Genomic DNA, 25,617 nt, shown 5'->3' with positions numbered 1-25,617 from the left:
GCCCACCCCGAGGCTGGTGCCATGACAACGACGATGACCCGGCCCGCGGCTGCCCCGGCGGCCGACGCGCCTGGCAAACGCGGCTGGCACCGGCCGGCGCTGGTGGCCCTGCTGCTGGGCACCGCCGTGCTGTACCTGTGGAACCTGGGGGCTTCCAGCTACGGCAACGACTTCTACGCGCAGGCCGTGCAGGCCGGCAGCCAGAACTGGGAGGCGTTGCTGTTCGGGTCGTTGGATCCCGGCAACATCATCACCGTCGACAAGCCGCCGGCGGCGCTGTGGATCATGGGTCTGTCCGCGCGGATCTTCGGCTTCAACTCGTGGAGTCTGCTTGCCCCGCAGGCGATCGAGGGCGTGCTGGCGGTCTGGCTGCTCTACGCCGCCGTGCGCCGCCGGTTCGGCAACGGGGCCGGCCTGGCCGCCGGGGCCGCGCTCGCGCTGACGCCGGTGGCGGTGCTGATGTTCCGGTTCGACAACCCGGACGCGCTGCTCGTGCTGCTGATGACCGCCGGCGCGTACTGCGTGGTGCGGGCCACCGAGAAGGCCAGCTGGCGCTGGCTGGCGCTGGCCGGGGCGGCCATCGGGTTCGCGTTCCTGACCAAGATGCTGCAGGGCTTCCTGGTGCTGCCGGCGTTCGGGCTGGTGTACCTGGTCGCCGCGCCGACCACGCTGTGGAAGCGGATCCTGCACCTGGGCGGCGCGCTGCTGTCGTTGATCGTGTCGGCCGGCTGGTTCATCGCCCTTGTCGACCTGTGGCCGGCGTCCTCGCGGCCGTACATCGGCGGGTCGACCAGCAACAGCCTGCTGGAACTGGCCCTGGGCTACAACGGCCTCGGCCGCATCTTCGGCGGCGACGGCAACCGGGGCGGCGGTGGCGGCGGCGGCTTCACCGGCGCGGCCGCGGGCGGCGGCGGCAACCTGTCGTTCGGCGGCACCCCCGGCATCACCCGGATGTTCGGCCAGTCCTTCGGCACGGAGATCTCGTGGCTGCTGCCGGCCGCGCTGATCGCGCTGGTCGCCGGGCTCTGGTTCACCCGCCGGGCCCCGCGCACCGACCAGACGCGGGCCGCGCTGATCCTGTGGGGCGGCTGGCTGCTGGTCACCGGGCTGGTGTTCAGCTACATGGGCGGCACCATCCACCCGTACTACTCCGTCGCGCTGGCCCCGGCCATCGCCGCCCTCGTGGCCATTGGCGGCCAGCAGCTCTGGCGCGGCCGCGCGCTGTTCTCGGTGCGGGCCTGGCTGGCCGCCATGATCGCCGGCACCGGCGTGTGGGACTTCGTGCTGCTGTCCGAGGACTCCAGCTGGCTGCCGTGGCTGCGCTGGCTCGTGCTGGTCGCCGGCATCGCCGTCGGCGCCCTGGTTCTCTTGCAGGGCAACCAGTTCCGCCGTCTGATCATCGTCGCCGCGATCGCCGGCATGATTGGCACCGCCTCGTTCGGCGTGGCCACCGCGTCCGTCCCGCACACCGGAGCCATCCCCATCTCCGGGCCGTCCAGCAGCGGCGGCTTCGGCAACGGCGGCGGCCCCGGCGGCGGGGAGGACGGCGCCACCAGCGCCGCCCTGGTCAGCCTGCTCCAGGCCACCACCACCGAGTGGGCCGCGGCCATCGACGGCGCCAACGCCTCCGCGCCGATCGCCCTGGCCAGCGGCAAGTCGGTGATGGCCATCGGCGGCTTCACCGGCTCCGACCCGGCCCCGACCCTGGCCCAGTTCCAGCAGTACGTGGCCGAGGGCAAGATCAGCTATTACCTCAGCGGCGGCCGCGGCTTCGGCGGCGGCGGCACCAGCGACATCGCCACTTGGGTCGCCGCGCATTACACGGCGCAGACCGTTGGCGGAACCACGGTTTACGACCTGAGGGCCAGTTCCTGAACTAGGTCCACAGTGGACTGTTCGGGTTCACAGGCTGGGAGCCGTCTGTGAAAAGCAGACGGTTCCCAGCCCGGGCGTGACCTGCCTACCGTTCCCCGGGAGCCGACCCGAGGAGCACTCGATGTCCCGATTCTCCGCGCTTGTCCCGATCGCCGCCGCCGTGGTCGCCGCGGGACTGGCCCTGCCGGCCACCGCGTCCGCCGCCGGCGTGCCCCGCCCCGACCACATCCTCGTCGTCATCGAGGAGAACCACGCCCAGGGTGAGATCGTCGGCAGTGCCAACGCCCCGTACATCACCGGTTTGTCCAAGGCCGGGGCCAACTTCACCAACTCGCACGCCGAGACCCATCCCAGCCAGCCCAACTACCTGGCCCTGTTCTCCGGCAGCACGCAGGGCGTCACCAACGACACCTGCCCCAAGAAGGCCTTCACCACGCCCGACCTCGGCGGCCAGGCCCTGGCCGCCGGCATCGGCTTCGCCGGCTACTCCGAGAGCCTGCCCGCCGTCGGCTCCACCGCCTGCACCTCCGGCACCTACGCCCGCAAGCACAACCCGTGGGTCGACTTCGCCGACGTGCCGGCGTCGGCCAACCTGCGGTTCACCGACTTCCCCACCGACTACACCACGCTGCCCGCCGTGTCCTTCGTGGTGCCCAACCTCCAGGACGACATGCACGACGGCACCATCCAGCAGGGCGACACCTGGCTCAAGCAGCACCTCGACGGCTACATCCAGTGGGCCAAGACCCACAACAGCGTCTTCGTGCTCACCTTCGACGAGGACGACAACACCACCGCCAACCTCATCCCCACCGTCATCACCGGCGCCGGCGTCAAGACCGGGACGTACGGGGAGAACATCAACCACTACAGCGTCCTGCGCACCATCGAGGACGCCTACGGCCTCCCCCACGCCGGCTCCGCCGCCACCGCCACCCCCATCACCGACATCTGGGGCTGAAACCAAGCCGGGGGCGGGCGAGTCGCCCGCCCCCGACCTTCGGTGGCTCAGGAGGACACGCAGGTGAGGCTGGCGTCGTCCAGCCGCACGAACTGCGGGACGGCGCCGTTGTTGCCGTAAATCGCCTGGACGTACACGGTGCTCTGGCCGCTCAGGTCGATCGGCAACGTGGTGATCGGCTGGTAGCCGCCGGGGGTGATCCACCCGGTGGCGCCGGTGAGCTTGACCCAGCCGTTGGCGGGGCTCCAGATCTCCAACCCGACCTGGGCGGCGTAGCTGACCGTCTGGGCGAAGATCTGCGCGGTGCAGTACCGCCGGTTGGCCCAGCCCGAGACCGGCACCGCCAGCCGCTCGGCCGCGTAGCCGGTGCCGGTGTAGAGCCAGCCGTCGTTGGCGCCGGACCGCGCGAGGCCCTGGTTGATGTCGGCCCCGGCGACACCGTCCCCGTCGGTGATCCCCTGCCAGTGGCTCCAGGGGTTGCCCTCGAAGCCGTCGGTGGCCTGCACGGTGGCGGCCGGGGCCGCCTGCGCCGGCGCCGCGACGCCGGCCGCCACGGCCAGCAGCGCGGCGATGATCCCGAACGTGCGGCCCGTTCGGGCGAACACAGTCCTGACGTTCACGTCCCACTCCCCATGCGATCGTCGCGATCTTGCCTGGTCACCGTGCCGCCGGGACCTCGGAGCGGAGTCGGCTCCCGCTCGGAGCGGCCATTGAGGTGATCGGCCGCGGTCGGCATGCTCGGGGTCGGCGGCCCGGCTCATCTGGGGGGATGCACGTGGAATTACGGCTGCTGGGACCGGTGCGGGCCCGGGTGGCGGACACGGTGGTGGAGCTCGGACCGCGCCAGCAGCGGCTCGTGCTGGCGGTGCTGGCCTGGGAGGTGAACCGGGTGGTGCCGACCGAGCGGCTGTTCGAGTGGCTGTGGCCCGCGGATCCGCCGCGCAGCGCCACGCACGCGCTCCACGTGCTGGTGTCCAACCTGCGCTCGATCCTGGCCGAGGCCGGCGCCGGCATGACGATCTCCACCGAGGGCACGGGATACGTGCTGCACGCCGATCCACGACGTATCGACGTGCACCGGTTCACCGACGCCGTCGCCCGCGCCCGGGCCTCGGCCGGCGACCGGACCCGGGTGACCCTGCTGGACGAGGCCCTGCGGCTGTGGACCGGGCCGGCGCTGGCCGACACCGCGTCGCCCGAGATCCGGGAGCGGCTGTGCGGCGGGCTGGAGGAAACCCGCCTGACCGCCGTGGAGGACCGGTTCGACGGGATCCTCCGGCTGGGCGGGCACCAGGAGGTCCTCGGCGAGATAACCGCGGCGGCCGAGGCCCATCCGACCCGGGAACGGCTGGTTGGCCAGCTGATGCTCGCGCTGCACCGCAGTGGTCAGACCAGCCGGGCGCTGGAGGTCGCGCAGCGCGCCCGATCCCGCCTGGCCGAGGAGCTGGGCATCGACCCCGGGGCCGAACTCCGTCGGCTGGAGCTGGCCATTCTGCGCGACGACCGCGACCTCGACCCGGTCACGGAGCCGGCCACGCCGCTGCCGGCGCACCGCACCCGGCTCATCGGGCGCGACCGTGCCGTCGCCGACCTCGTCGACCGGCTGGCCACGGGCGAGGCCCGGCTGCTGACGCTGACCGGACCCGGTGGGGTCGGCAAGACCCGCCTGGCCACGGAGGTCGCCCGGCGGACAGGCGACCGCGTGGCCGTCGTGTCGCTCGCGTCGGTCCGGGATCCGGGCCTGGTGTTGCCGACCGTGGCCAGCGGCCTGGAGCTCCGGGAGATGGCCGGGGTTCCGCTCCGCGCGGCCCTGCGTGCGCATCTGCGGGACCTGAACCTGTTGCTGCTGCTGGACAACGTCGAGCATCTGCTGGACGCGGCGCCGGACATCGCCTGGCTGCTGGACGTCTCACCCAGGCTCACGGTGCTGGCCACCAGCCGCACGCCGCTGCGGCTCGGTGGCGAACACGTGTGGCCGGTGAAGCCGCTGGACGCCCGGTCCGCGGCCGAGTTGTTCGTCGAGCGGGCCAGGCAGGCCGGATATGCCGACGGCGACGATCCGGCCGTGGTCGACGCGATCTGCGGCCGGGTCGACCGGCTGCCGCTGGGCATCGAACTCGCCGCCGCCCGCACCCGCCTGCTGTCTCCGGCCGCACTGCTCGACCAGTTGGAGCGGTCGCACGACCTGCTGACCGACGGCGCCCGCGACGCACCGCCGCGCCACCAGGCGCTGCGGGCGGCAATCGCCTGGAGCTACGACCTGTTGAGCACGGAGGAACAGGCGCTGCTGTGTGCCGTGTCGGTGTTCGCGGGCGGCTGGAACGCAGCGACGGCGGCCGCCGCCGCCAATGTCGATCCGACGACCGCGTGGCGGCTGCTCGGCGGGCTCCTCGACGCCGGCCTCATCTTCCGGCGGCCGTGCGGCGACGTGAACTCGTTCGCACTGCTGGAAACCGTCCGGGTCTTCGCGATGGCGCAAGCCGAGGCGACCGGCGTCCTGCCCGAGCTCCGGGAGCGGCACGCCGTCCACGTCGAGTCCTTCGTCGCGGCCGCGCGGTGGGGAGTGGAGGGGCCGGACCAGCACAAGTGGTTCACCCGGCTGCGGTGGCAGCAGGACAACATCCGGGCCGCGCTGCGCTGGCTGCTCGACCGGGGCGAACTGGACCGATGTGCGGCCATTCTGGTGTTTCCGACGCACTGGATCATCGGTGGCCACATCGCGGAGTACCGGCGCTGGGCGCACGAGGTCCTGGCCGGCGACTCGCTCAGCCTCGCCGCCCGGGCCGGTGTGCTCGCGATCCACGGCTACGTGTCGCACGGAAGTCGCAGCGAGCAGGCCATCCGCGTCACCGACGAGGCCATGGAACTCGCCCGGCTGGCCGGCGACCCCAGGACCCTGGCGCTGGCGCTGCTGTTACGCGGCAACGTGGCGGTGTGGTCGAGGGACGACGCCTTCGCCGCGGCGCTGTTCGACGAGGCCGATGCGGCGTTCCGGGCGGCCGGCGGCTCGGGCTATCTGGCTGTGGCCCGGGCCGCGAAGGCCCACATGGCCGTGATGCAGGGCCGGGCCGGCGAGGCTGACCGGGCGCTGGCCGAGCTGGAGGCCGAGGGCCGCCGGGCCGGCGGCGGCTGGGCTCTGGCCATGACCCTCGTCTACCGCGGCACCGTGCTGATCCGGCTCGACGCCTGGGACCACGCCGAGCGGCTCCTGCGCGAGGCGGTCGAGATCGTGAGCCGGCTCGGCCTCGCTTCCGGCTTCGTCATGCTGTGGGCGCTGCACCACCTGTCCGTCACCGCCGCGCACACCGGCCGCCCCGAACGGTCCGCTCGGCTGGCCGGCGCCGCCGCCCTGCTTGTGGACCGCTTCGGGCCGTCGATGGCCGAGGACATCGCCCGGCTCCCCAGCCGGCGCGCCACCAGCCGCGTGAGCGCCGAGATCGGCCGGGCCGCCTTCGACGCCCTGTACCGCGAAGGCCGGGCCATGACCCTCGACCAGGCCGTCGCCCTGGCCACCGCGCCCTCGGCCGAGCTGGCAGCCTGCGGCCAGGGCCGGCCCGGTAGCGTCGATCCCCGTGATCCGTGAGATCGAGGATCGACCGCTCGTCGTGGCCGTGTGCGGCTCCCCCGGGGCCGGCAAGACCACAGTCGCCCGGGCCACCGCCCTTCGCCTCGGCCTGCCCCTGCTGTCCCGGGACGAGCTCAAGACCGGCATCGGCCTCTCGTCCGCCTCCGCCGACTTCCACATCGCCGGCGGTCCCGTGAGTCGTCAGGCCGAGGCCGTGCTGGTCGAAACCTCCCGGCTGCTCGCGGCTTCCCGGGTGAGCTTCGTCGTGGAGTCCTCCGTGCTCTCCCCCACCCTCCTGGCCGCCCTGCCCGACACCCGCGTACTCGCCGTCCACGTCACCGCCGCAGAACCCGTTGTCGGCCAACGCCTCCGCGCCCGCACCGGCCCCATCGCCCAGCAACTCGCCGCCCAGTTCCACCGCGGCGACCTGGCCCCGTCCATCTTCACCCCGCCCAGCGGCGTCGACGCCACCATCACCGTCGACACCTCAGACTCCACGGCCCCGGACATCGACCCCATCGAAGCCGCCGCCATCGCCCTGCTGCGGCGACCGCCTGGACACGAAGTCGACCAGCCAGAACGCAGTGGACCGGCGGCCATGCCCCGATGAGAATCGGCTCATGCGATTTCCCCGCGCCGACGACCCCGAACTGCTGGACGTCATCCACCGCTACGTGATCCCGGAAGCGGGATCCGCCCAGCGGTATCTCCAGCTCCTCCATGGGAATTTCGCGCGACTGGAGGAGAGAGAGCGAGCAGAGTTCCTCCGGTCCCTGGCCGAGGCGGCCAACCAGATCACCGACCACGAACTCGGGGTCCTGCTCGAGAGCGAATGGCGCTCCCGGATCACCGCGGCCTGGTTGATCGCGGCGGGCCGGCATGACCAGTTCCGCGAGCGCATAGGCGCGCTGCTGCTGGAAAGCGGACTCATCTACGCCGGGCAGGGGTACTGCGCAGCGCTGGCCCGGCTCGGCACGAGTGAGGACGCCGAAATCCTCACGGCCTATCTGGACCGCTATCTCCGTCGGCCGGACCTCTACTACGACCAGACCTGGGCGCTGGTGGCGCTTGAGCGCATCGATGCCGACCTGGCGACCGATCACGCCGCCGAATTCGTGCAGCCGGGGGGACTCTGGCAGCAGTGGGCCACGTCGAACCCCACCGACACCTTCTTTCATCGCCAGCGAATTGACGCACTGCGCTTCCTCGCACAGCAAACGTGACCGTCAGCTGTCGAGGAGGAAGGCTCGGATCAGGGCGATGACGGCGTCCGGCTGCTCCAGCAGGGCGGCGTGGCCGCTGGTCACGGACTCGTAGCGGCTGCCGGGGATGAGGTCGTGCAGGCCACGGCTCTGGTACTCGGGCACCAGATAGTCGTTGCGGCCCGCGATGATCAGCGTGGGCGCGGTGATCACCGAGGCGTCCGCGCGAATGTCGAGGTGCTGGTCGAGGTGGATGCGCCGCGCGGTGTCCTTGGGGGGATCCTGCGCGGCGAACCCGGCCAGCATGTCGGCGGTCAGCGTGGCGGCGAAGCCTGGACTCAACGCCATGAGCAGGCCGAAGCGGTTGCTGAGCGTCGGATCGTCCGTCAACAGGCGGGCCCAGAGACCGAAGGCCAGCTGGTGTCGAGGGTCGGAGCTGTCGGACCACGGGGCGATCAGCACGAGGCGGCGCACCAGGTCGGGATGACGGGCGGCGGTGGCGGTGGCGACCATGGCCCCGAGGGAATCGCCGACCAGGTCGACCGGCCCGGCGCCGGCGTCGCGGATCACGGCGGCGAGCTGCGCGACGGCGAGGTCCAGGGTGAGCTCCCCGTCGGGCAGGACGGTCGCGCCGCTGCCGGCGTAGTCGGGCACGACCACCCGCCACCGATCGGCCAGCCGGTCGACGACATGCCCGAAGTTGGCCTGTCCGGTCATGCTCGTGCCGTGCGCCAGGACCAGGCCGGGGCCGTCCCCGACGACGGTGTAGTCGACGGTGGACGCCAGCACGGAGATCGTCTTCACCGGACGACTTCTAGCCGACCGGCGTCACCGGCGCATCACGCGGGCACGGGGCCGGCGGGGCCGCCGTAGAGGCCGGGGCCGGTGATCTCCACGGTGGCGAGGAAGCCCGTCGAAGCGGCGTACGAGGAGGCGATGAGCTCGGCGGTGTGGCCGAAGTCGAGGGGGGTGACGGCCTGGACGGGGGCGCCGGGGAGGTAGAGGACGGGGACGGCCTCGGCGGCGAGGTCGGCTTCGAGGACGGCCTGGTTGCGCATGCCGAGGGTGGCCCAGAACAGGAGGGTCTCGGCGAGCGAGCCGGGAACCTCGGGCAGGTGCCCGGGGAAGGTGCAGTCGAGCACCACCAAGGACTTCGCGCCCATGGCGAGGGCCTGGCGGATGGGGACGTTGGCCAGCACGCCGCCGTCGTAGAGGACCTTGTCCTCCCGCCGCACGGGCGGATAGACGCCGGGAATGGCGGCGGAGGCGAGGATGGCGGGCACGAGCTCGCCGGAGGTCATGAGCACGGGCAGCCCGGTGACGGCGTCGACGGCGACGGCGCCGAAGGGCAGTTGTAGCTCGGCGAAGTCGCAGGCGCCGCCGAGGCCCTCGACGAGCACGTCGACGAGGCCGGTGTTGGGGAACAGGTAGGTCCGCTCCCGGCGCAGGGTGCGCAGCTGGGCGATGGGCCCGCCGGGGAACACCCGGGTCCGGGTCATGCCGGCCCAGAGGGTGGCCAGCCGGTCGGCGGCGTGCGCGGGGTCCAGGGCCAGCAGCGATCCGTTGACGGAGCCGACGGACGTGCCGGTGACCAGGTCGGGGGTGACGCCCCGCTCCGCGAGCGCCCGCAGCATGCCGACCTGGATGGCCCCCAGGCTGCCGCCGCCCCCGAGCACGAACCCGACCGGCGCGGGCAGACAGATCCGATCCACGGCCGCATCGTGCCAGCTCAGCTCGACAACCGCCGAAAAGCCCTAACTACCCGTTGACGGGGGCGTAGCCGGTCTGTAACGCTGTGAGTCCTGTCACGCAAAAACTCAACAGGCTGCCGTTAATTCCTGGCATGAGCCCGGAAGATTCTCGCCACTCCCCTGCCGCCAGACGAGAGGTAGACCACTCGATGAGCGCACCCCGACCCCTGCGGAGACTGGCAGCGGCGCTGCTCGGTCTCGGCCTGTTAGCGATGGGCGGGCCGGCCATCGCCGCCGGCGCGCCGACCGCCAGACCCGCCGCGACGACGACCCCGACGGTCGCGGCGTCGGCCTCCAGCGCCACCGGCGCGCAGGCCGCCAGCAAGATCATCGATTCGGATCCCGACTCGTACTGGCAGAGCTCCGGCCCGGCGTTCCCGCAGTGGGCGCAGGTCGACCTGGGCAAGGTCACCCGCTTCGGCGGCGTGGTGCTGAAGGTGCCGGCCACATGGACCGGCCGCACCGAGACGCTGGCCGTGCAGGGCAGCAACGACGGCAAGACCTTCAACACCATCGTCGAGTCCAAGGCCTACGACTTCGATCCCAGGTCCGACAACACGGTCCGGGTCGGCTTCGGCGCGGTGCTCTCGCGCTACGTGCGCGTGGAGATCACCGGCAACTCGGCCGGCTCCCAGGCCCAGCTGTCCGACCTCCAGGTGGTGCCGGCCGCGGTCGCGGCCACCAACCTGGCCGCCGGCAAGACCATGGCGGCCAGCGGCACGCAGGGCGGTTTCCCGGCCAGCAACGCCAACGACGGCAACCAGAGCAGCTACTGGGAGAGCACCAACAACGCCTTCCCGCAGTGGCTGCAGGTCGACCTCGGCGCGGCGGTGAGCAGCACCCAGATCGTGCTCAAGCTGCCGACCGCCAACTGGGGTGCCCGCACCGAGACGCTGACCGTGCAGGGCAGCACCGACGGCAGCACCTTCTCCCAGCTCGTCGCGTCCGCCGGCTACACCTTCGACCCGGCGTCGAACAACACCGTGACGATCAACTACACCCCGCTGACCACCCGGTACCTGCGGCTGAACATCACCGGCAACACCGGCTGGCCGGCCGGCCAGATCTCGGAGTTCGAGGTGTACGGCCCGGCCACCGGCGACACCCAGGCCCCGACCGCGCCCGGCAGTCTGGCCTACACCCAGCCCGCCTCCGGCCAGATCGCGCTGACCTGGACCGCGTCCACCGACAACGTGGGCGTCACCGGCTACGACATCTACGCCAACAACGCGTTACGCACCAGCGTTTCCGGCACCACGCTGAACTACACCGACAGCCAGCCGGACACCGCGACCGTCACCTACTTCGTGCGGGCGCACGACGCCGCCGGCAACCAGTCCGGCAACAGCAACAGCGTCACCCGCACCGGCACCGGCGGCGGCAACCCCGGCACCAACCTGGCCGTGGGCAAGCCGATCACGGCGTCCTCGACGACGCTGAACTTCGTCGCCACCAACGCCAACGACAACGACACCACCACCTACTGGGAGGGCGCGGGCGGCACCTACCCGCAGACCCTGACCACACAGCTGGGGTCCAACGCCGACACCAGTTCCGTGGTGGTGAAGCTGAACCCGGCCAGCATCTGGGGTCCGCGCACGCAGACCATCGAGGTGCTGGGCCGCGAGCAGAGCGCCACCGGCTTCACCAGCCTGGTCGCGCCGACGACGTACTCCTTCGACCCGGCCAGCGGCAACACCGTCACCATCCCGGTGACCGCGCGGGTCGCCGACGTGCAGCTGAAGTTCACCGCGAACTCCGGCGCGGGCGGCGGCCAGGCGGCCGAGTTCCAGGTGATCGGCGTGCCCGCGCCCAACCCGGACCTGACGATCACCGGGTCCTCGTGGACGCCGGCCTCCCCGGTGGAGACCGACTCGATCACCGCCAGCGCCACGGTGCGCAACGCCGGCACGCTGGCCGCGGGCGCCACTGACGTCAACTTCTACCTGGGCACCACCAAGGTCGGCACCGCGCAGGTCGGCGCGCTGGCCGCGGGCGCGTCCAGCACCGTGTCGGCCTCGATCGGCACCCAGACCGCCGGCTCGTACCAGCTGACGGCCAAGGTGGACGAGTCCAACAAGGTCATCGAGCAGAACGAGGCCAACAACGCCTACACCAACCCGACGGCGCTGGTGGTGACGCCGGTGCAGAGCAGCGACCTGGTGGCCACCACCAACTGGACGCCGGGCAACCCGTCGGCCGGCAACCCGGTCGCGTTCTCGGTGACGCTGAAGAACCAGGGCACGGTCGCGTCGGCCAGCGGCGCGCACGGCATCACCGTGACGGTCAAGGACGCGTCCAGCGGCTCCACGGTGGCCACGCTGAGCGGCTCGTACAGCGGCGTGATCAACGCCGGCGCCACGGCCAGCCCGGTCAACGTCGGCAGCTGGACCGCGGCCAACGGCAACTACACCATCACCACCACGGTGGCCAACGACGCCAACGAGTTGCCGGTCAAGCAGGGCAACAACACCAGCACCTCCAACCTGTTCGTGGGCCGCGGCGCCAACATGCCGTACGACTCCTACGAAGCGGAGAGCGGTGTGCTGGCCGGCGGGGCCACGGTCCTCGGTCCCAACAGGACGATCGGCGACTACGCGGGCGAGGCGTCCGGCCGGCAGGCCGTCGCGCTGACCCAGACCGGGGCCTCGGTGGAGTTCACCACCAGGGCCGCGACCAACACCCTGGTCACCCGGTTCGCCATCCCGGACGGCACGACGTCCACTTTGGACGTGTACGTGGACGGCGCCCTGCTCAAGCCGATCAGCCTGACCTCGCAGTACGCCTGGCTGTACGGGGCCGAGGCCTCGCCCAGCAACGACGCCGGCGCCGGCTCGCCGCGGCACATCTACGACGAGGCCAACATGCTGCTCGGCACCACCGTGCCGGCCGGCCACAAGATCAGGCTGCAGAAGGACTCGGCCAACAGCGGCAACTTCTGGATCGACTTCATCAACCTGGAACTGGCCACCGCGCAGGCGAACCCGGACCCGACGCACTACGCCGTGCCGACCGGCTTCACCCAGCAGGACGTGCAGAACGCGTTCGACACCGTGCGCCAGAGCACCACTCTGACCGGCGTCTACCTGCCGGCCGGCGACTACTCGGTCACCGGCAAGATGACCATCTACGGCAAGGCGATCACCGTCGTCGGCGCCGGCCCCTGGTACACCCGGTTCAACTCGCCGAGCGGCCAGACCAACACCGACGTCGGCATCGACATCCAGAGCAGCGCCAACGGGTCCAAGCTGTCTGGCTTCGCCTTCTTCGGCAACTGGAACAGCCGGCAGGACGGCCCGGGCAAGGTGTTCAACCTGACCGGCGTCTCCAACATCACGCTGGACAACATCTGGATCGAGCACCAGATGTGCCTGTTCTGGGGCACCAACGTGCAGGGCATCACCATCAGCAACTCCCGGATCCGCGACACCTTCGCCGACGGCGTCAACATGACCAACGGCAGCTCCAACAACCACATCGTCAACGACGAGGCCCGGTCCACCGGCGACGACAGCTTCGCCATGTTCGCCGCCACCGACGCCGGCGGCGGCAACGAGACCGGCAACGTGTTCGAGAACCTGACCGCCGTGCTCACCTGGCGGGCCGCCGGCTTCGCCGTGTACGGCGGCGAGGACAACACCTTCCGCAACCTGTACGTGGCCGACATGCTGACCTACGCCGGCATCACCGTCAGCTCGCTCAACTTCGGCTACCCCATGCGGGACTTCGGGCCGGATCCCACGACGATCCAGAACGTGTCGATCGTCAGAGCCGGCGGCCACTTCTGGGGCGCGCAGACCTTCCCGGGCATATGGATGTTCTCCGCCAACCAGAAGTTCCAGGGGATCAGGGTCAGCGACGTGGACATCGTCGACCCGACCTACAGCGGCATCATGTTCCAGACCGACTACGTCGGCGGGGCGCCGCTGCAACCGATCACCGACACCGTGCTGACCAACGTGTCCATCAGCGGGGCCCAGCAGAGCGGTGACACCTACAACGCCAAGTCCGGCTTCGGGATCTGGGCCAACGAGCTGCCGGAGGCGGGCCAGGGCCCGGCCGTCGGCTCCGCGACCTTCACCAACCTGAAGCTGTCCAACAACTTCATCGACATCAGAAACACGACCAGCACCTTCACCATAACCAGGAACTGACCGCCGATCGGTCGGCCCCCGACGCCCCCGGCGCCGGGGGCCGACCCCCGTCCGGGGATATTCGAACGACGGCGCCGCCCCACATGGCCACACTGACCGACGTGAACGAAATTCCCGACCCAGGTGATCGCCTGGAGATCCCAGCCACGGCCGTCAAGTGCGTGGACGAAAGCAACTACCCCTTGATCGTCCTGGTGCGACTCACCGACGCCGGCGGACGGCAGCACGACATCATCGACAAGGATGTCGCCTTCGGCGGCGACATCGGCCTCACCACCGAGTATCCCGCGCCGGTCACAGTCCCGTGCGAGGTGCTCGATGTGACGGACGGCATCGCGCTGGTCCGACTCGTCTGGTGCGAGACCGAGGAGGGCCTGACCGAGGTCCGGGTGCCGGCAGCGGCACTGGTCCGGCCGAGCTGAAAGGCCCGCGCCGGCGGCTCGCGGGCCGTATTCTCGTGCGGTTGCCGCTGGACACGGCCATGAGGGAGCGACTCCATGCACGAGCGCACGGGCGAGGCCTTCGAGTTGGACGAGCAGCTGACCGTGACGGGGCGGAAGCTGCCGGTCGGGGCGGCGGCGCCGGAGTTCGAACTGGATTGGCTGGACGACAAGGGCGCGATCGGACAGGTGCGGCTGGCCGACTCGGCGGGGTCGGTGCGGCTGCTCAACGTGATCAACTCGATCGACACGCCGGTGTGCCACGTCGAGACCCTGGCCTGGCAGCAGCGCCTGGCGGCCGCCGGCCCGTCGGTCCGGATCTACACGATCAGCATGGACCTGCCGTTCGCGCTCGAGCGCTGGCGGGTGGCGCAGGGCGTTGAGCACCAGCTGCTGTCCAGCCACCGCAGCGAACAGTTCGGCCTCGACTACGGGGTCGGGATCGCCGAGTGGCGGCTGTTGCAGCGGGCGGTTTTCGTCATCGACGCGCAGGACCGCATCGCCCACGCCGAATACGTCGCCGACCAGATGCGCGAGCCGGACTACGAGGCGGCCCTGGCGGCCATCGGCTGACCCACAGGCAACCTCAGCCGGACCCGTCCGGGGTGTCCTTGGGCGGACGGCCGCGGCGCGGGATGCCGCCGACGCCCGACGGCATGCGGCCGACGTCGACCAGGGCCTTGCGGAGCAGGAACTCGATCTGGGCGTTGGTGCTGCGCAGTTCGTCGGCGGCCCAGCGGGCCAGGGCGTCGTGGACCGCCGGGTCCAACCTCAGCAGCACGCCCTTGCGCTCGGCCACGACGCCCCCTCGGACTGACGAGTGATACTCCGAATCTAGCATGTAGATATCACCTTCTTCGAATGGTGACTCATTCACCGAAACCCTGGTATGGCGGTTGGAGATCGGCCACGATGCGATCAACGCGGCCGCACACCCCTGCCGGCCGCGCCGGACCTGGGGAGTCGCATATGCGCACCAGTCGAATCGCCGGCGTGCTGGCCGGCCTGCTACTCGTCACCACCGCCACGACCACCGCCGCCGCGGCCACCGACCCTGACGACCCGGCCCTGCACTGGGCCGGCTCGGAGGTGGCCAAGCACGAGGGCGCCGGCGGCGCCGGCTTCGCACCGCTGGCCGGGCTGCCGGGCCTGGACGTGAGCCACTACCAGGGCAACGTGGACTGGGCCTCGGTAGCGGCCAAGGGCGCGAAGTTCGCCTACGTCAAGGCCACCGAAGGCACCACCTATGTGGACCCGACCTTTGCTCACCAGTACAACGGCTCGTACAACGCCGGCCTGATCCGCGGCGCCTACCACTTCGCCCGCCCCAACCTGTCCACCGGCGCGGCCCAGGCCGACTACTTCGTCGCCCACGGCGGCGGCTGGTCCAAGGACGGCAAGACCCTGCCGCCGATGCTGGACATCGAGTACGCGCCCAGCGGCGACCAGTGCTACGGCATGAGCCAGGCCGCGATGCGCACCTGGATCCAGGCCTTCAGCAACGAGGTGCACGCCAAGACCACCCGCTGGGCCACCGTGTACACCACCACCGACTGGTGGACCAAGTGCACCGGCAACTGGAGCGGCCTGAGCCAGACCAACCCGCTGTTCATCGCCCGCTACAGCTCCAGCCCCGGCACCCTGCCCGCCGGCTGGGCGACGTGGACCTTCTGGCAGTTCGCCGACTCCGGCGCCTTCCCCGGCGACCAGGACCAGTTCAACGGCTCCGCCACCCGCCTACTAGCCCTCGCCAACAACACCCCCTAACCCCCTCGTCGAGAGTGTAGGAAGGGGGCTTTCCTCCACTCGGAGTGGAGGAAAGCCCCCTTCCTACACTTGGGGGGACGGGGGATCAACGATGGAGACGATGTAGGACGCGGTCGATTAGGGCCGGGGCGTCGCCGAGGTAGTGGGCGGGGTCGAGGAGGTCGTCGAGGGGGAGGTCGACCTCGATCATCGAGGCCAGGACCTCGCGCAGCGAACGGCCGGTGGCGGCGGCTTCGCGGGAGGCGTCGCCGAGGAGCTTCTTGGCCACGGCCTTGCCGAGCACGGGGGCCAGGGCGACGTTGAGGCGTTCGCTGACGATGGCGCCGTCGGACAGGGCCAGGTTGGCGGCCATGCGATCGGGGAAGACCTCAAGCCCCTCAAGGAGTTCGGCGGCGGTGAAGGCGGAGCCGCCGACGAGGCGGAGGGCCTCGCGCAGCGTCTGCCACTCGGCGTGCCAGGCGCCGCCGGGGCGTTCGTCCTCGGCGACCATGCTCTGCGCCAGCACGCAAACCTGGGCCGGGACCTGACGGGCGGCGGTGACGAGAAGCGTTGCCAGCACGGGGTTTCGCTTCTGGGGCATGGCCGACGACGCGCCACGGCCGTCGGCGGCGGGCTCGGCGACCTCGCCGATCTCGGTGCGGGACAACACCTGGATGTCGAGGCCGATCTTGCCCAGCGCCCCGGCGACGAACTGGAGGGCATGGCCGACGTCCATGATCGGTGTGCGCACGGTGTGCCAGGGGGCGACGGGCTCGGCGAGGCCGAGCTCCTCGGCGAACGGGGCGATCAGGGCGACGCCGGCCTCGACCCCGGCCAACCGTCCATATTCGACATACGCGGCCAGGGTGCCGGCGGCGCCGGCCAGTTCTGCCGGCAGGACAAGGGATTCGAGGCGGTCGACGGAGTCGAGCACGAGCGAGAGCCAGCCGGCGGCCTTGAGCCCGAAGGTGGTGGGCACGGCGTGCTGGGTCAGGGTCCGCCCGGCGATCAGGGTCTCCCGGTGGTCCACGCACAACCGGGCCAGGGCGTCGGCGCAGCGCCGCAGGTCGGCCAGCAGCAGGGCCCGGACCCGGTCGACGACCACCATGGTGGCGCTGTCCAGAATGTCCTGGCTGGTGGAACCCCGGTGCACATACTCGGCGACCTCGGCCGGCAGCAGCTTCATCAGCGCCGGCACGAAGGGCACGACCGGGTTGGCCGCGCCCCGCGAAGCCACGGCCAGCGCGGCCACGTCCAACTGGTCGGCCGACACCGCGGAGATGGCCTTGGCGGCGTTGTCGGGCACGACCCCGAGCCGGGCCTGGGCCCGGGCCAGGGCGGCCTCGACGTCGACCATGGCCTGCACCCACGCCTCGTCGCCGGTGATCGCAGCCACGGGCGTGCCGGCCCAGGTGGGGGCCAGCAGGCCGGAATCGGTGCTCACGCGAGTCTCCCAACCTCCGCCATCGGCGCGGACCGAACGGCCAGGGCCGCGCGGGCGATGGCGTCGGAGTCCTCCAGCGTCACGGAGCCGACGCCGGGGCGGATGCCGGCGGCGGTCACCCAGTGAACGTACTCGGTGGGCACGCCGTAGGCGAACCGTGCGGGATGGGGTCGGTTGGTGGCGTCGATCACGCGGTACGGCCGCGCGGTGACGGCCATGCCGCCGCTCTCGAACGACTCGCTGCCCTCGTCGGGAATGTGGAACGACCGGCACTGCCCGGTGGCCTTGAGGTAGCGCAGCAGCGGGTTGGCGCTGCGGTGCAGGTCCACATCGGGGATCCGGGCCTCGATGAGCGTGGTGACGGCGATCGGCGGGGCCGGCACGGAGGAGGCGTCCACCAGGAACACGTCGTCCAGCGCGACCCGCACGCCGGGGCCGAGCACCCGGAGCACACCGGCCTCCAGCAGCGCGGTCATCTCCTCGATGCGGCGCAGCGGCGGGCCGATGGACAGGAAGGCGTTGAACGGGGTGTACCAGCGGGCCAGCTCGTCCCGGTAGGAGCTGCCGGTGATGCCACCGTGGTCGACGACCATGCGGATCTCGTTGCGCAGGTCGCGAAGCGTGTCGAGGGCGGCCTTGAGCGGGCTGGAAACGTTGCCGCGCCTGGCTTCCCGGGCGTCGGAGCGCAGGTAGCCGAGCAGCCAGCGCTGGTAGTCGGCCTGATCGCTGAAGGCCTTCTCGCCGTACGGCTTGGCGATGCGCTCCCAGTTCCACAGCTCGTCCGCGCGCACCCCGAACCGGGCCAGCAGCTCGGCGTCGTCGAGATCATCACGCAGGACCTCGACGTACAACCGGGAGAACTCCTCGACCTGGGCCGGCAGCAGCCGGCCGGCCAGCAGGGTCGAGTAGTAGACGGCGCGGGCCTCCTTGTCGATCAGCGGCCACACGTCGTGCATGAACCGGACCCGGCCGGAGTGGCGCAGCCGCTCGATCACCGGCGGCGTGAGGAACAGCGGAATGTGCCGCCCCACCGGGCCCTTCTGGTTCTCGCCGCGCGCGTGGTGCGGGACGCCGCGCCGGGATCCGGCGTACAGCGCGGGTTCCAGGCCGGACGGGTGGTAGACCAGCCCGTCCTCGGTGCGCTCGTACCACCCGCCCCGGCCCTCGGTGAACAGGGCCAGGTAGTCGAAGAAGTTCAGCCCCAGGCCGCGCAGCGCGACCTTCTCCCCCGGCTCGATGCGGGACAGGTCCAGGTCGGCCGGGTTGCTGGGCGGGATGTAGGTCAGGGCCCGCTCGGAGGCGAAGTCCCGCAAGGACATCTCCTCGGCGGTCAGCGCCACCGGGCCGTGGCCCAGCGCCAGGATGACGGCGTCGACCGAGTCCACAGTGGACCCGCTCTTGAGTCGCACGCTCTGTCGGCCGTCGGGCTGGTCGTCCACCGCGACGGCGGTGCCCCGGTGCACGGTCACGGAGACGTCGCCGGCGTTGGCGACCAGCTGCGTGAACACCCATTCCAGGTAATAGCCGTAGATCGCGCGAGTGGGGTACGAGTCGGGCCCCAGCCGGGAGGCCTCGGTGAGGACCTGGTCCGGGTACTGGTCGCCGGCGATGGCCTTGGCCCACTCGTACAGGCTCGGCCCCGGCACGACCGGGCCCTCCAGGGCCACGCTCTCGTCGGTGTAGAGGCTGACCTGCGAGGCCACGGTGTTCATCAGCAGCATGTCGGACTGGTTGATCCGCCACACGTTGCCCGCGCCGGGCGGGAACGGGTCGACCAGGTGCACGTCGACCGGTGCGCCGTCGGCGTTGGCGATTATCCGCTCCAGCACGGAGGTTCCGCGCGGCCCAGCCCCGATGACACAGATCTTCACGGCAGGCACACTCCCGCCTGCCAGCTCGGCACGGTCGGCTGCCAGCCCAGCTGGTCGCGGGCCTTGGCGTTGTCCGCGCCGCGCTGCCGGGTCTGCTGGAACGCCCCGTACCAGCCCAGCAGCCGCTCCCCCAGTTCGAGGGGAATCCGCTTGGGCTCGGGGGCATTGAGCAGGTTGGCGTAACCCGGCAGCCAGGCGTGCGCCGGCGACGGCTCGTTGTCGACGATGTTGAACACGCCGGTGGCGGCGTGCTCGACCGCCAGCACGGCGGCCAGCGCCGCGTCTCGTACGTGTACGAACGACGTCAGCCCCGCGCCGTCGCCGACCAGCGGCAGCCGGCCGAGGTGCACGGCCTGCCCGATCGTCCCGTTGGCGTCGTACACAGTGTGCTGCCCGTACAAACTGCCGTACCGCAACACGATCGGGGCCAGCTCGCCGGCCTGGAGCACGGTCCGCTCCAGGTCGGCGACGGCCTGCACGGTGGTGGCCCACGTCGCGTCGGGGGCGTCCAGATACAGCGGCGCGTCCTCGCCCAGCACCGGATCCCCGACCGGCGCGGCGGCGAAGGCGATGCTCTGGGCCACGAATCGCCGCACCCCGGCCGCCTGGGCCGCCCGCACCAGGTTGGCGGTGCCGACCCGGCGCACCTCGGCGGTCCGCTCGAACACCTCCCAGCGGGTGTCGCCGCTGACCGGCCGCAGCGCGGTCACCTGGTGCACAATGACTTCCGGCCGCGCGGCGGCGACGGCGGCGGCCACCGCCGGCGCGTCCAGCAGGTCGGCGGCCACCACCGCGTCGGCCTCCAGGTCCGGCGCGGGCCCGCGGACCAGGGCGGTGACGTGGTGATCAGCCTTGCGCAGCAGGGGAAGCAGCTCGCGGCCGATCACCCCGGTCGCGCCGGCCAGCAGCACCCGCATGGTCAGTTCCTCTCTCCGGCGGGGGCGACCCGCATCAGCAGGCGGCACTCGGGATCCCCGAACCGCAGGCAGCCGGTCGCCCTGTTCTCGGTCAGCGCCACGCCGAGGCCATCGGACCAGCCGGCGTGGATTTCCGTGCAGGGACACTGGTATCCGTCGAGCGAGCCGGCCATCCGGACCATCACCACGGCGAAGTTCTGCCGCATGGTCAGTTCCAGCAGCTCGTCGTCAAGGGCGGTCACGCCGCCGTCCCGCAACTCGTTGGGGAACATGATGTCGGCGCACCGCTCGTACAGTTTGGCCAGGGTGGCCGAATCGGCCTGCGCCACCGGTTCGCCGTGGGCCCGGGCCACCTGCTTGCCCACCCGGGCGGCGACGAACCGCATCGCCTCGGCGTTGACCTCGTTGGCCACCTCCTGGCCGAAGCGGCTGGCGACGCCCTGGTACCAGCGGGCGTCGTGCAGCCACCACAGCCGGTACACCTCCATCGGAGCCCCCACGTCACTTCCCCTCGGCGCGGGCGACCAGCTCCTTGGCGCGTTCCCGCATCACGCGCTTGAGCACCTTACCGGTGACCCCCACGGTGACATCGCCGTAGTCCATGCGCAGGGCCCTTGTCACGGGCGGGAATCCGTGCTGTGCCAACACGTCGTTGACCCACGCGGTCAGATCATCGGCCGGGTCCTGCGCGCCGGCGAACTGAAGCAGCACGTAGGCGTCGCCGAGCCCGTCGCCGTCCCAGTCGGCCCGCACCCCGTCCTCGACGATCGCGGTGACGGTGCAGTCCACCAGCTCGGGCCGGTTGGCCAGCAGCAATTCCTCTGTGCGGGTGCTGAAAACGATGCCGTGACGGGTCCGAATGGCGTCAGGGGCCCGGTCCAGGTGATAAAAATTACCCTCGGCGTCCTGAGTGGCCAGATCGCCGGTGAGCCAGTAGCCGCCCAGTCGCAGCCGGTGCCAGGTGATGGAGTCGTTCCAGTATCCGGGAGTCAGCGTCGGGGACTTGACGCCCAGCCGCCCGACCTCCCCGGCCGGCAGCGGCCGGCCGTCCTCGGACAGCACGGCGGCCTGGGCGAAGCTCATCGGCTTGCCGATGCAGCGGCCGAACGAGGCGCTGCCCGGCTTGTGTCCATTGTGGAAGATGGAGTAGCCGGTCTCCGAGGAGCCGAGGCCGTCGGTGAACACCGAGCCGGGCACCCGGTGCGGCTTGAGGTCGCGGCCGATCTCCTCGTGGCTGCCCAGCCCGACCAGCACGCGGATGTGGGCCTCGTGGGCGGCGTCGCCGGTGTTGTAGTAGGCCTCGATGCTGGAGGTGTCCCATCGGGACAGGTCGGCCGTGGCCATCTGGGCGTACGTGCCGGAGAAGCCGAACACCGTGGTGGGCTTGAACTTCTGCACGGCGTCGAGCACGTCGTGGCCGTTCTGGCTGGACAGCAGCATCACCGGCGAGCCCAGCAGCAGCCCGAACATCATCACCGACATGGCGGCGTTGTGGTTGCCCGGCAACGCGACCAGCAGCCGGCCCATCGAGCCGCCGACCGACAGCTTGAGCCGGTGCAGCTGGGCGTAGAGCAGGGTCTCGTGGGTGTGCGGCACGGCCTTGGGCATGCCGGTGGTGCCCGAGGAGTGCGAGATGATGATCGGGTCGGTCTTGTCGTGCCGGTAGGGCCAGCCGGTGGCCGGCAGGTGATCACGGTGCGAGGGCTTGACATCGGCCGAGGTGATCACGAAGCCCAGGTCGTCCCCGGAGGCCAGGGTTTCGTGTCGTTCGGCGTCGGTGACCGCGCCGGAGGCGCCCTGCCGGCGGATGTACTCGCGGGCGATCTCGGGGCGCAGCTTGGCGTTGGCGAAGGAGGGAATCGCGCCCAGCGAGTTGACCGCCATGAAGTTGATGGCGAACTCGGTGCTGGAGGCGGTGAGCACGCCGACCACGTCGCGCGGCTTGATGCCCTTGCTGGCGTAGAAACCGGCGTAGGTCTCGACGATCTCGTACAGCTGGCCCAGGGTCAGCACCTCGGGCCGGCTGCCGTCCGGGGCCGCCCAGGTGCCGTCGGTCCACAGCACCGGCTCGTCCAGCGGCCGCCCGTACTCCTTGATGCGGTGCAGCACGTTGCCGGCGCCGAGTTCGGTGTCGGCGGCGATTCGGGCGCGCTCTTGTTTGGTGATCACGAGGTCACTTTCCTCATTGGGGTTCCCTTTCCAGCAGGAGCGCTGACGCGCCGTCGGTGGTCGGTGGGGTGCGGCCGAGCAGCCGGTAGACGGCTTCGGTGCGGTCGTCGGCGGCCAGCTCCACGCTGAGCAGCAGCACGGCGTCCAGTTCGGGGTCGGCGAGCAGCAGCTCGGCGGTGTCCAGCGGATCCTCGTCCACTGTGGACATGCTGAGCAGCGGCCCGGTCAGGTCGAGCTCACGGCTGAGGAAGCCCAGCACGGCGTTGGCGGTGGCCTGCATGAACAGGATGGCGTTGTGCGCCTGCCCGCCGACCAGCAGCCGGCTGGCCAGGCCGGTGGTGGTGGCGTCGCCGATCAGGCTGGACACGACCACGGCCAGCCGGGAGCCGTCGAACTCCCGGCCCCGCAGGCATGCCACCGCGGCGTGGTACACGAGCGGGTTGAAGGCGGACTCGATGAAGCCGGGCACCGGCTCCAGCTCGCCGGCCGCCTCGGCCCGAGCAACGGTGATCACGGCCGCTCCAACAGGATCGCGGTGTTCATGCCGCCGAACGCGGCGTTGAGCGACAACACCCGATTCACCGGCGCGCGCCGCGGACCTTCGGTCACGTAGTCGAGGTCGCAGGCCGGGTCCGGGGTGGTGTACCCGGCCGTGGGCGGCAGCACGCCGTCGAGCAAAGCCAGCAGGGACACCACGAACTCCACCGCGCCGGAGGCCTCCAGCATGTGCCCGGTGGTGCTCTTGGTCGAGCTGATCGGGGTGTCCGAGCCCAGCGCCGTCCGCAGGCCGTTGGTCTCCGCGCCGTCGTTCAACGGGGTTCCCGTGCCGTGCGCGTTGACATAGTCCACATCGGACACTCTCGCCCGGCGCAAGGCCTGGCGCACGGCCGAAGTGATGCCCCGGCCCTCGGGATGCGGCTTGGCGATGTGGTAGGCGTCCGAGGCGACGCCGAAGCCGGTCATCCGGGCCAACACCGTGGCGCCGCGCCGCGCCGCGTGCTCCTCGGACTCCAGCACGATCGCGGCGACGCCGTCACCCAGCAGCAATCCGGTTCTGTCCTTGGAGAACGGGCGGATCACGCCGTCCTTGGCGAAGGCCCGGCCGGAGTCGAACTTGGCCATGTTCTCCTCCTCCACCAGGTACGCGCCGGCGCACAGGGCCACCTCCTGCCGGCCGGCGGTGATCAACCGCCAGCCATGGATCAGCGCCGTCGCCGAGGCCACGCAGGCGTTGGTGAACGCCAGCCGTGGCCCGCGAAACCCGATGCGGTCGGCCAACATCGAGGCCAGCACGCCGGGAACGTCCGGCCCCGGCGTGTACTCCTGGCCCCGGGAGAACCGCGTCACCGACTTCCAGTCGCCGGCCGAGCCCAGCAGCACCGCGGCGGCCGTGTCCGGGGACAGGCCGGCCATGTCCACGGCGTCGTCGGCGCAGCCGCCGAGCACCGCGTCCAGCTCGGGGTCGCCGGCCGCGGCGGCGGTCATCGGCGTCCGGAACGGCGTGGGATCGAACCGGCGCGCCGGCGCGAACACCTGGATGCCGGTGAACACCCCGTCCCGCAACGCCTTCTCGCCCCAGCCGAACGCCGTGAACACGCCGTACCCGGTGACGACGACCCCGCCGGTCACGCCTTGACCCGATTCAAGTAGTTGGTGATCCGCTCGACGGACGTGAACTCGTCCAGGTCCTCGTCCTCGGGGTCGGCGTCGACCCCGAAGCGGGCCTTCACCTGGTGCAGCAACCACACCAGGGCCATCGAGTCGATCACCAGCTCGGCGTCGGAGGCCAGATCGGCCGGCAGGTCCGGAAAGATCCGGGGATCGGCGAGCAGCTCCCGGACATCCTGCTCAGTCACTGGACACCCTTGCGCCGCACGATGTCCGCGGCCAGCTGGCCCAGGGTCATCGCGCCGATGGCCTCGATGTCGGTGTCGGGGATCTTCACCCCGTACTCGCGCTCCAGGCGCAGCGTGAGCTCGACCAGGCTGAGCGACTCCAGGTCGATGCCGCTGGTGCCGATCGGGCTGTCGTCGGTGACCTTGTCCCGTTCGATCGGCACGTTCATCTCGCCGATGAGGGTGTCCAGCACCCAGTCGCGCACGTCGGCGTCGGTCAGCGTCGCGGTCATGTCTGTCTTGTCCTCTCAGGGAATCCGGTTCAGGCGACCAGGGCCGCGGCCCGCAGCGCGCCGCGGTCGCGGATGAGCTTTCCGTTGGGGGTGCGCGGCAGCCGGGGCAGCACCCGCACCAGCTTCGGCAGCTTGTAGTCGGCCAGGTGCTCGGCGCACCACCGGACCAGGTCCTCGGCGGCCAGCTTCTCGTCCACAGTGGACACGTACGCCTCGATGACCTCGCCGTGCACCAGCACCGCCTCGGCCACCGAGCCGTGCCGGGTCAGCACGTCCTCGATCTCGGTCAGGTCGACCTTGAGGCCGCCGATGACCACCAGCGAGTCGCCCCGGCCGAGCAGCCGGACCGTGCCGTCCACGGTCAGCTCGGCCCGGTCCCGGGTGCGCAGCCAGCCGTCCACGTACCGGTCCTGGCCGTCCTCGGTCAGGTACGGCGACGCCGGCAGCCGCACCTCCACCTCGCCGTGCTGGATACGCAGCGAGATGCCGGGCGTGGCCGGGCCGACGGTCGGCCGCAGCCGGCCGCTGACGTCCATGGCGATCACGCCGGTCTCGGTGGTGCCGTAGGACTCGCCGACCCGCACCCCGTACACCTCGTGGAACCGCTCGGCCACGGCCGGCGGCATCAGCTCGCCGCCCGACACCGCGCACCGCAGCGAGGCCAGCAGCGGCGGATCCTCAGCGGTGGCAAGGAGTTCGTAGTGGAACGGCACCCCGAAGATCGCGCTGACCTCGTGCTCGGCGGCCGCCCGCAGGATGTCGCCGGCGGCCACCCGCGGCGAGAACACCACGCCCACGCCGGCGTACAGCGAGTGCAGCAGGCCGGCGATCAGGCCGAAGCTGTGCGCGGTGGAGCTGAGCAGCAGCACCCGCTCCCCCAGCGCCGGCATGCCGGCCAGCTGGTTGAACCGGCGGATCTCGGCGGTGATCGACTCCTCGGTGCGGCCGACCACCTTGGGCCGCCCGGTGGAGCCGGAGCTGAACTGGATCAGCCGGTGCGCGGTGCTCGCCGGCCGGCCGTCGGCCCGCTTCTCCGTCACCAGCTCGTGCCGCGACCGGAAGTTCAGCCGGGACCAGCCGCCCGCGCCGGCGCGGACCACCAGCTGCGGCCGGCACAGCGCCCGCAGCTGCTCGACCTCGGCCGGCTTGAGCCGGTGGTCCACCAACATCACCTGCGCGCCCAGGCGCCACAGGGCCAGCAGGACCTCGATCTGGGTGAAGCTGGGCGGCACCTGCAACGCCACGGTGCTGCCCTCGCGCACGCCCGCGGAGGCGAACAGCGCCGCCTCCTGCGCCACCGCCTCGCGCAGTTCTCCGTGCGTGACAACGTGATCGGCGATGAGGTACGGCAGGTCGTCGGGATGGGTGGCCATCAGGTCGGACACGAGCCGCAT

General features: G+C 71.2%; 23 protein-coding genes. 9 read left to right on the top strand and 14 right to left on the bottom strand.

The genetic code is table 11. The features are described 5' to 3' along the window. Positions 1-21 precede the first annotated feature (21 nt). On the top strand, positions 22-1,875 hold the full coding sequence (locus tag ACIG5F_RS25210) for an ArnT family glycosyltransferase (protein WP_396521378.1): 1,854 nt from the start codon (positions 22-24) through the stop codon (positions 1,873-1,875). Positions 1,876-1,996: 121 nt separating this feature from the next. Next, complete coding sequence (locus tag ACIG5F_RS25205; RefSeq protein ID WP_396521376.1) at positions 1,997-2,836, top strand: alkaline phosphatase family protein; 840 nt, start codon at positions 1,997-1,999, stop codon at positions 2,834-2,836. A 47-nt stretch (positions 2,837-2,883) separates the two neighbouring features. Here the strand turns inward: ACIG5F_RS25205 and ACIG5F_RS25200 are convergent, their stop codons facing one another. Further along, on the bottom strand, positions 2,884-3,456 hold the full coding sequence (locus tag ACIG5F_RS25200; protein WP_396521374.1) for a hypothetical protein: 573 nt from the start codon (positions 3,454-3,456) through the stop codon (positions 2,884-2,886). Between the two features lie 155 nt (positions 3,457-3,611). Here ACIG5F_RS25200 and ACIG5F_RS25195 point away from each other — a divergent pair, with 155 nt between their 5' ends. The 3 genes from ACIG5F_RS25195 to ACIG5F_RS25185 are packed head-to-tail and all read left to right on the top strand — an operon-like array spanning position 3,612 to position 7,624. After that, on the top strand, positions 3,612-6,419 hold the full coding sequence (locus ACIG5F_RS25195; protein ID WP_396521372.1) for a BTAD domain-containing putative transcriptional regulator: 2,808 nt from the start codon (positions 3,612-3,614) through the stop codon (positions 6,417-6,419). Beyond that, a complete protein-coding gene (locus tag ACIG5F_RS25190; RefSeq protein ID WP_396521370.1) occupies positions 6,409-7,011 on the top strand; it encodes an AAA family ATPase in 603 nt (200 codons plus the stop codon). Before ACIG5F_RS25195 ends, ACIG5F_RS25190 begins: the two co-directional genes overlap by 11 nt. A gap of 10 nt (positions 7,012-7,021) precedes the next feature. Further along, positions 7,022-7,624, top strand: coding sequence for a DUF6000 family protein (locus ACIG5F_RS25185; protein WP_396521368.1), 603 nt, complete (start codon positions 7,022-7,024; stop codon positions 7,622-7,624). A gap of 3 nt (positions 7,625-7,627) precedes the next feature. Here ACIG5F_RS25185 and ACIG5F_RS25180 read toward each other — a convergent pair whose 3' ends face one another. Together ACIG5F_RS25180 and ACIG5F_RS25175 are read right to left on the bottom strand one after the other, a co-directional pair. After that, positions 7,628-8,407 carry an alpha/beta fold hydrolase gene (locus tag ACIG5F_RS25180; protein WP_396521367.1) on the bottom strand — a complete coding sequence of 260 codons (780 nt, stop codon included), beginning with the start codon at positions 8,405-8,407 and terminating at the stop codon, positions 7,628-7,630. 35 nt (positions 8,408-8,442) lie between these two features. Continuing rightward, positions 8,443-9,315, bottom strand: a complete 873-nt coding sequence (locus ACIG5F_RS25175) for a patatin-like phospholipase family protein (RefSeq protein WP_396521365.1) — start codon at positions 9,313-9,315, stop codon at positions 8,443-8,445. Between the two features lie 188 nt (positions 9,316-9,503). Here ACIG5F_RS25175 and ACIG5F_RS25170 point away from each other — a divergent pair, with 188 nt between their 5' ends. From ACIG5F_RS25170 to tpx, 3 genes are all read left to right on the top strand, one after another. Beyond that, a complete protein-coding gene (locus ACIG5F_RS25170; RefSeq protein WP_396521363.1) occupies positions 9,504-13,508 on the top strand; it encodes a discoidin domain-containing protein in 4,005 nt (1,334 codons plus the stop codon). 101 nt (positions 13,509-13,609) lie between these two features. Then, positions 13,610-13,930, top strand: a complete 321-nt coding sequence (locus tag ACIG5F_RS25165; protein WP_396521361.1) for a hypothetical protein — start codon at positions 13,610-13,612, stop codon at positions 13,928-13,930. A gap of 75 nt (positions 13,931-14,005) precedes the next feature. Further along, positions 14,006-14,521, top strand: a complete 516-nt coding sequence (tpx, locus tag ACIG5F_RS25160; protein ID WP_396521359.1) for a thiol peroxidase — start codon at positions 14,006-14,008, stop codon at positions 14,519-14,521. A gap of 13 nt (positions 14,522-14,534) precedes the next feature. Here the strand turns inward: tpx and ACIG5F_RS25155 are convergent, their stop codons facing one another. Continuing rightward, the gene (locus ACIG5F_RS25155) at positions 14,535-14,747 is read right to left on the bottom strand and encodes a hypothetical protein (protein ID WP_396521357.1); all 213 of its coding nucleotides are present in this window, start codon (positions 14,745-14,747) and stop codon (positions 14,535-14,537) included. A 170-nt stretch (positions 14,748-14,917) separates the two neighbouring features. Here ACIG5F_RS25155 and ACIG5F_RS25150 point away from each other — a divergent pair, with 170 nt between their 5' ends. Beyond that, on the top strand, positions 14,918-15,715 hold the full coding sequence (locus ACIG5F_RS25150; RefSeq protein ID WP_396521355.1) for a lysozyme: 798 nt from the start codon (positions 14,918-14,920) through the stop codon (positions 15,713-15,715). Positions 15,716-15,800: 85 nt separating this feature from the next. Here ACIG5F_RS25150 and ACIG5F_RS25145 read toward each other — a convergent pair whose 3' ends face one another. The 10 genes from ACIG5F_RS25145 to ACIG5F_RS25100 are packed head-to-tail and all read right to left on the bottom strand — an operon-like array spanning position 15,801 to position 25,617. Continuing rightward, a complete protein-coding gene (locus ACIG5F_RS25145) occupies positions 15,801-17,138 on the bottom strand; it encodes an adenylosuccinate lyase family protein (RefSeq protein WP_396521353.1) in 1,338 nt (445 codons plus the stop codon). Continuing rightward, complete coding sequence (locus ACIG5F_RS25140) at positions 17,135-19,009, bottom strand: FAD/NAD(P)-binding protein (protein ID WP_396521351.1); 1,875 nt, start codon at positions 19,007-19,009, stop codon at positions 17,135-17,137. The genes ACIG5F_RS25145 and ACIG5F_RS25140 overlap by 4 nt, the downstream gene beginning before the upstream one ends. Next, entirely contained in the window at positions 19,006-19,926 is a 921-nt protein-coding gene (locus tag ACIG5F_RS25135) for an NAD-dependent epimerase/dehydratase family protein (protein WP_396521349.1), read from the bottom strand. The genes ACIG5F_RS25140 and ACIG5F_RS25135 overlap by 4 nt, the downstream gene beginning before the upstream one ends. A 2-nt stretch (positions 19,927-19,928) precedes the next feature. Beyond that, positions 19,929-20,426: a hypothetical protein gene (locus ACIG5F_RS25130; RefSeq protein ID WP_396521347.1), complete on the bottom strand. Its 498-nt coding sequence runs from the start codon at positions 20,424-20,426 to the stop codon at positions 19,929-19,931. Between the two features lies 1 nt (position 20,427). After that, a complete protein-coding gene (locus ACIG5F_RS25125) occupies positions 20,428-22,095 on the bottom strand; it encodes a class I adenylate-forming enzyme family protein (protein WP_396521345.1) in 1,668 nt (555 codons plus the stop codon). Positions 22,096-22,108: 13 nt separating this feature from the next. Then, a complete protein-coding gene (locus ACIG5F_RS25120) occupies positions 22,109-22,609 on the bottom strand; it encodes a hypothetical protein (protein WP_396521343.1) in 501 nt (166 codons plus the stop codon). Continuing rightward, a complete protein-coding gene (locus ACIG5F_RS25115) occupies positions 22,606-23,724 on the bottom strand; it encodes a beta-ketoacyl-[acyl-carrier-protein] synthase family protein (protein WP_396521341.1) in 1,119 nt (372 codons plus the stop codon). Before ACIG5F_RS25115 ends, ACIG5F_RS25120 begins: the two co-directional genes overlap by 4 nt. Then, positions 23,721-23,951 carry a hypothetical protein gene (locus ACIG5F_RS25110; RefSeq protein ID WP_396521339.1) on the bottom strand — a complete coding sequence of 77 codons (231 nt, stop codon included), beginning with the start codon at positions 23,949-23,951 and terminating at the stop codon, positions 23,721-23,723. Before ACIG5F_RS25110 ends, ACIG5F_RS25115 begins: the two co-directional genes overlap by 4 nt. Beyond that, entirely contained in the window at positions 23,948-24,223 is a 276-nt protein-coding gene (locus ACIG5F_RS25105) for an acyl carrier protein (RefSeq protein WP_396521338.1), read from the bottom strand. The genes ACIG5F_RS25110 and ACIG5F_RS25105 overlap by 4 nt, the downstream gene beginning before the upstream one ends. Before the next feature lie 29 nt (positions 24,224-24,252). Further along, the gene (locus ACIG5F_RS25100; RefSeq protein WP_396521336.1) at positions 24,253-25,617 is read right to left on the bottom strand and encodes a class I adenylate-forming enzyme family protein; all 1,365 of its coding nucleotides are present in this window, start codon (positions 25,615-25,617) and stop codon (positions 24,253-24,255) included.

Source organism: Kutzneria sp. NPDC052558 (assembly GCF_044547355.1).
GTDB lineage: Bacteria > Actinomycetota > Actinomycetes > Mycobacteriales > Pseudonocardiaceae > Kutzneria.
Note: the sequence above shows the minus strand (reverse complement) of the source record. Positions and strands in the feature narration are given on the sequence as shown.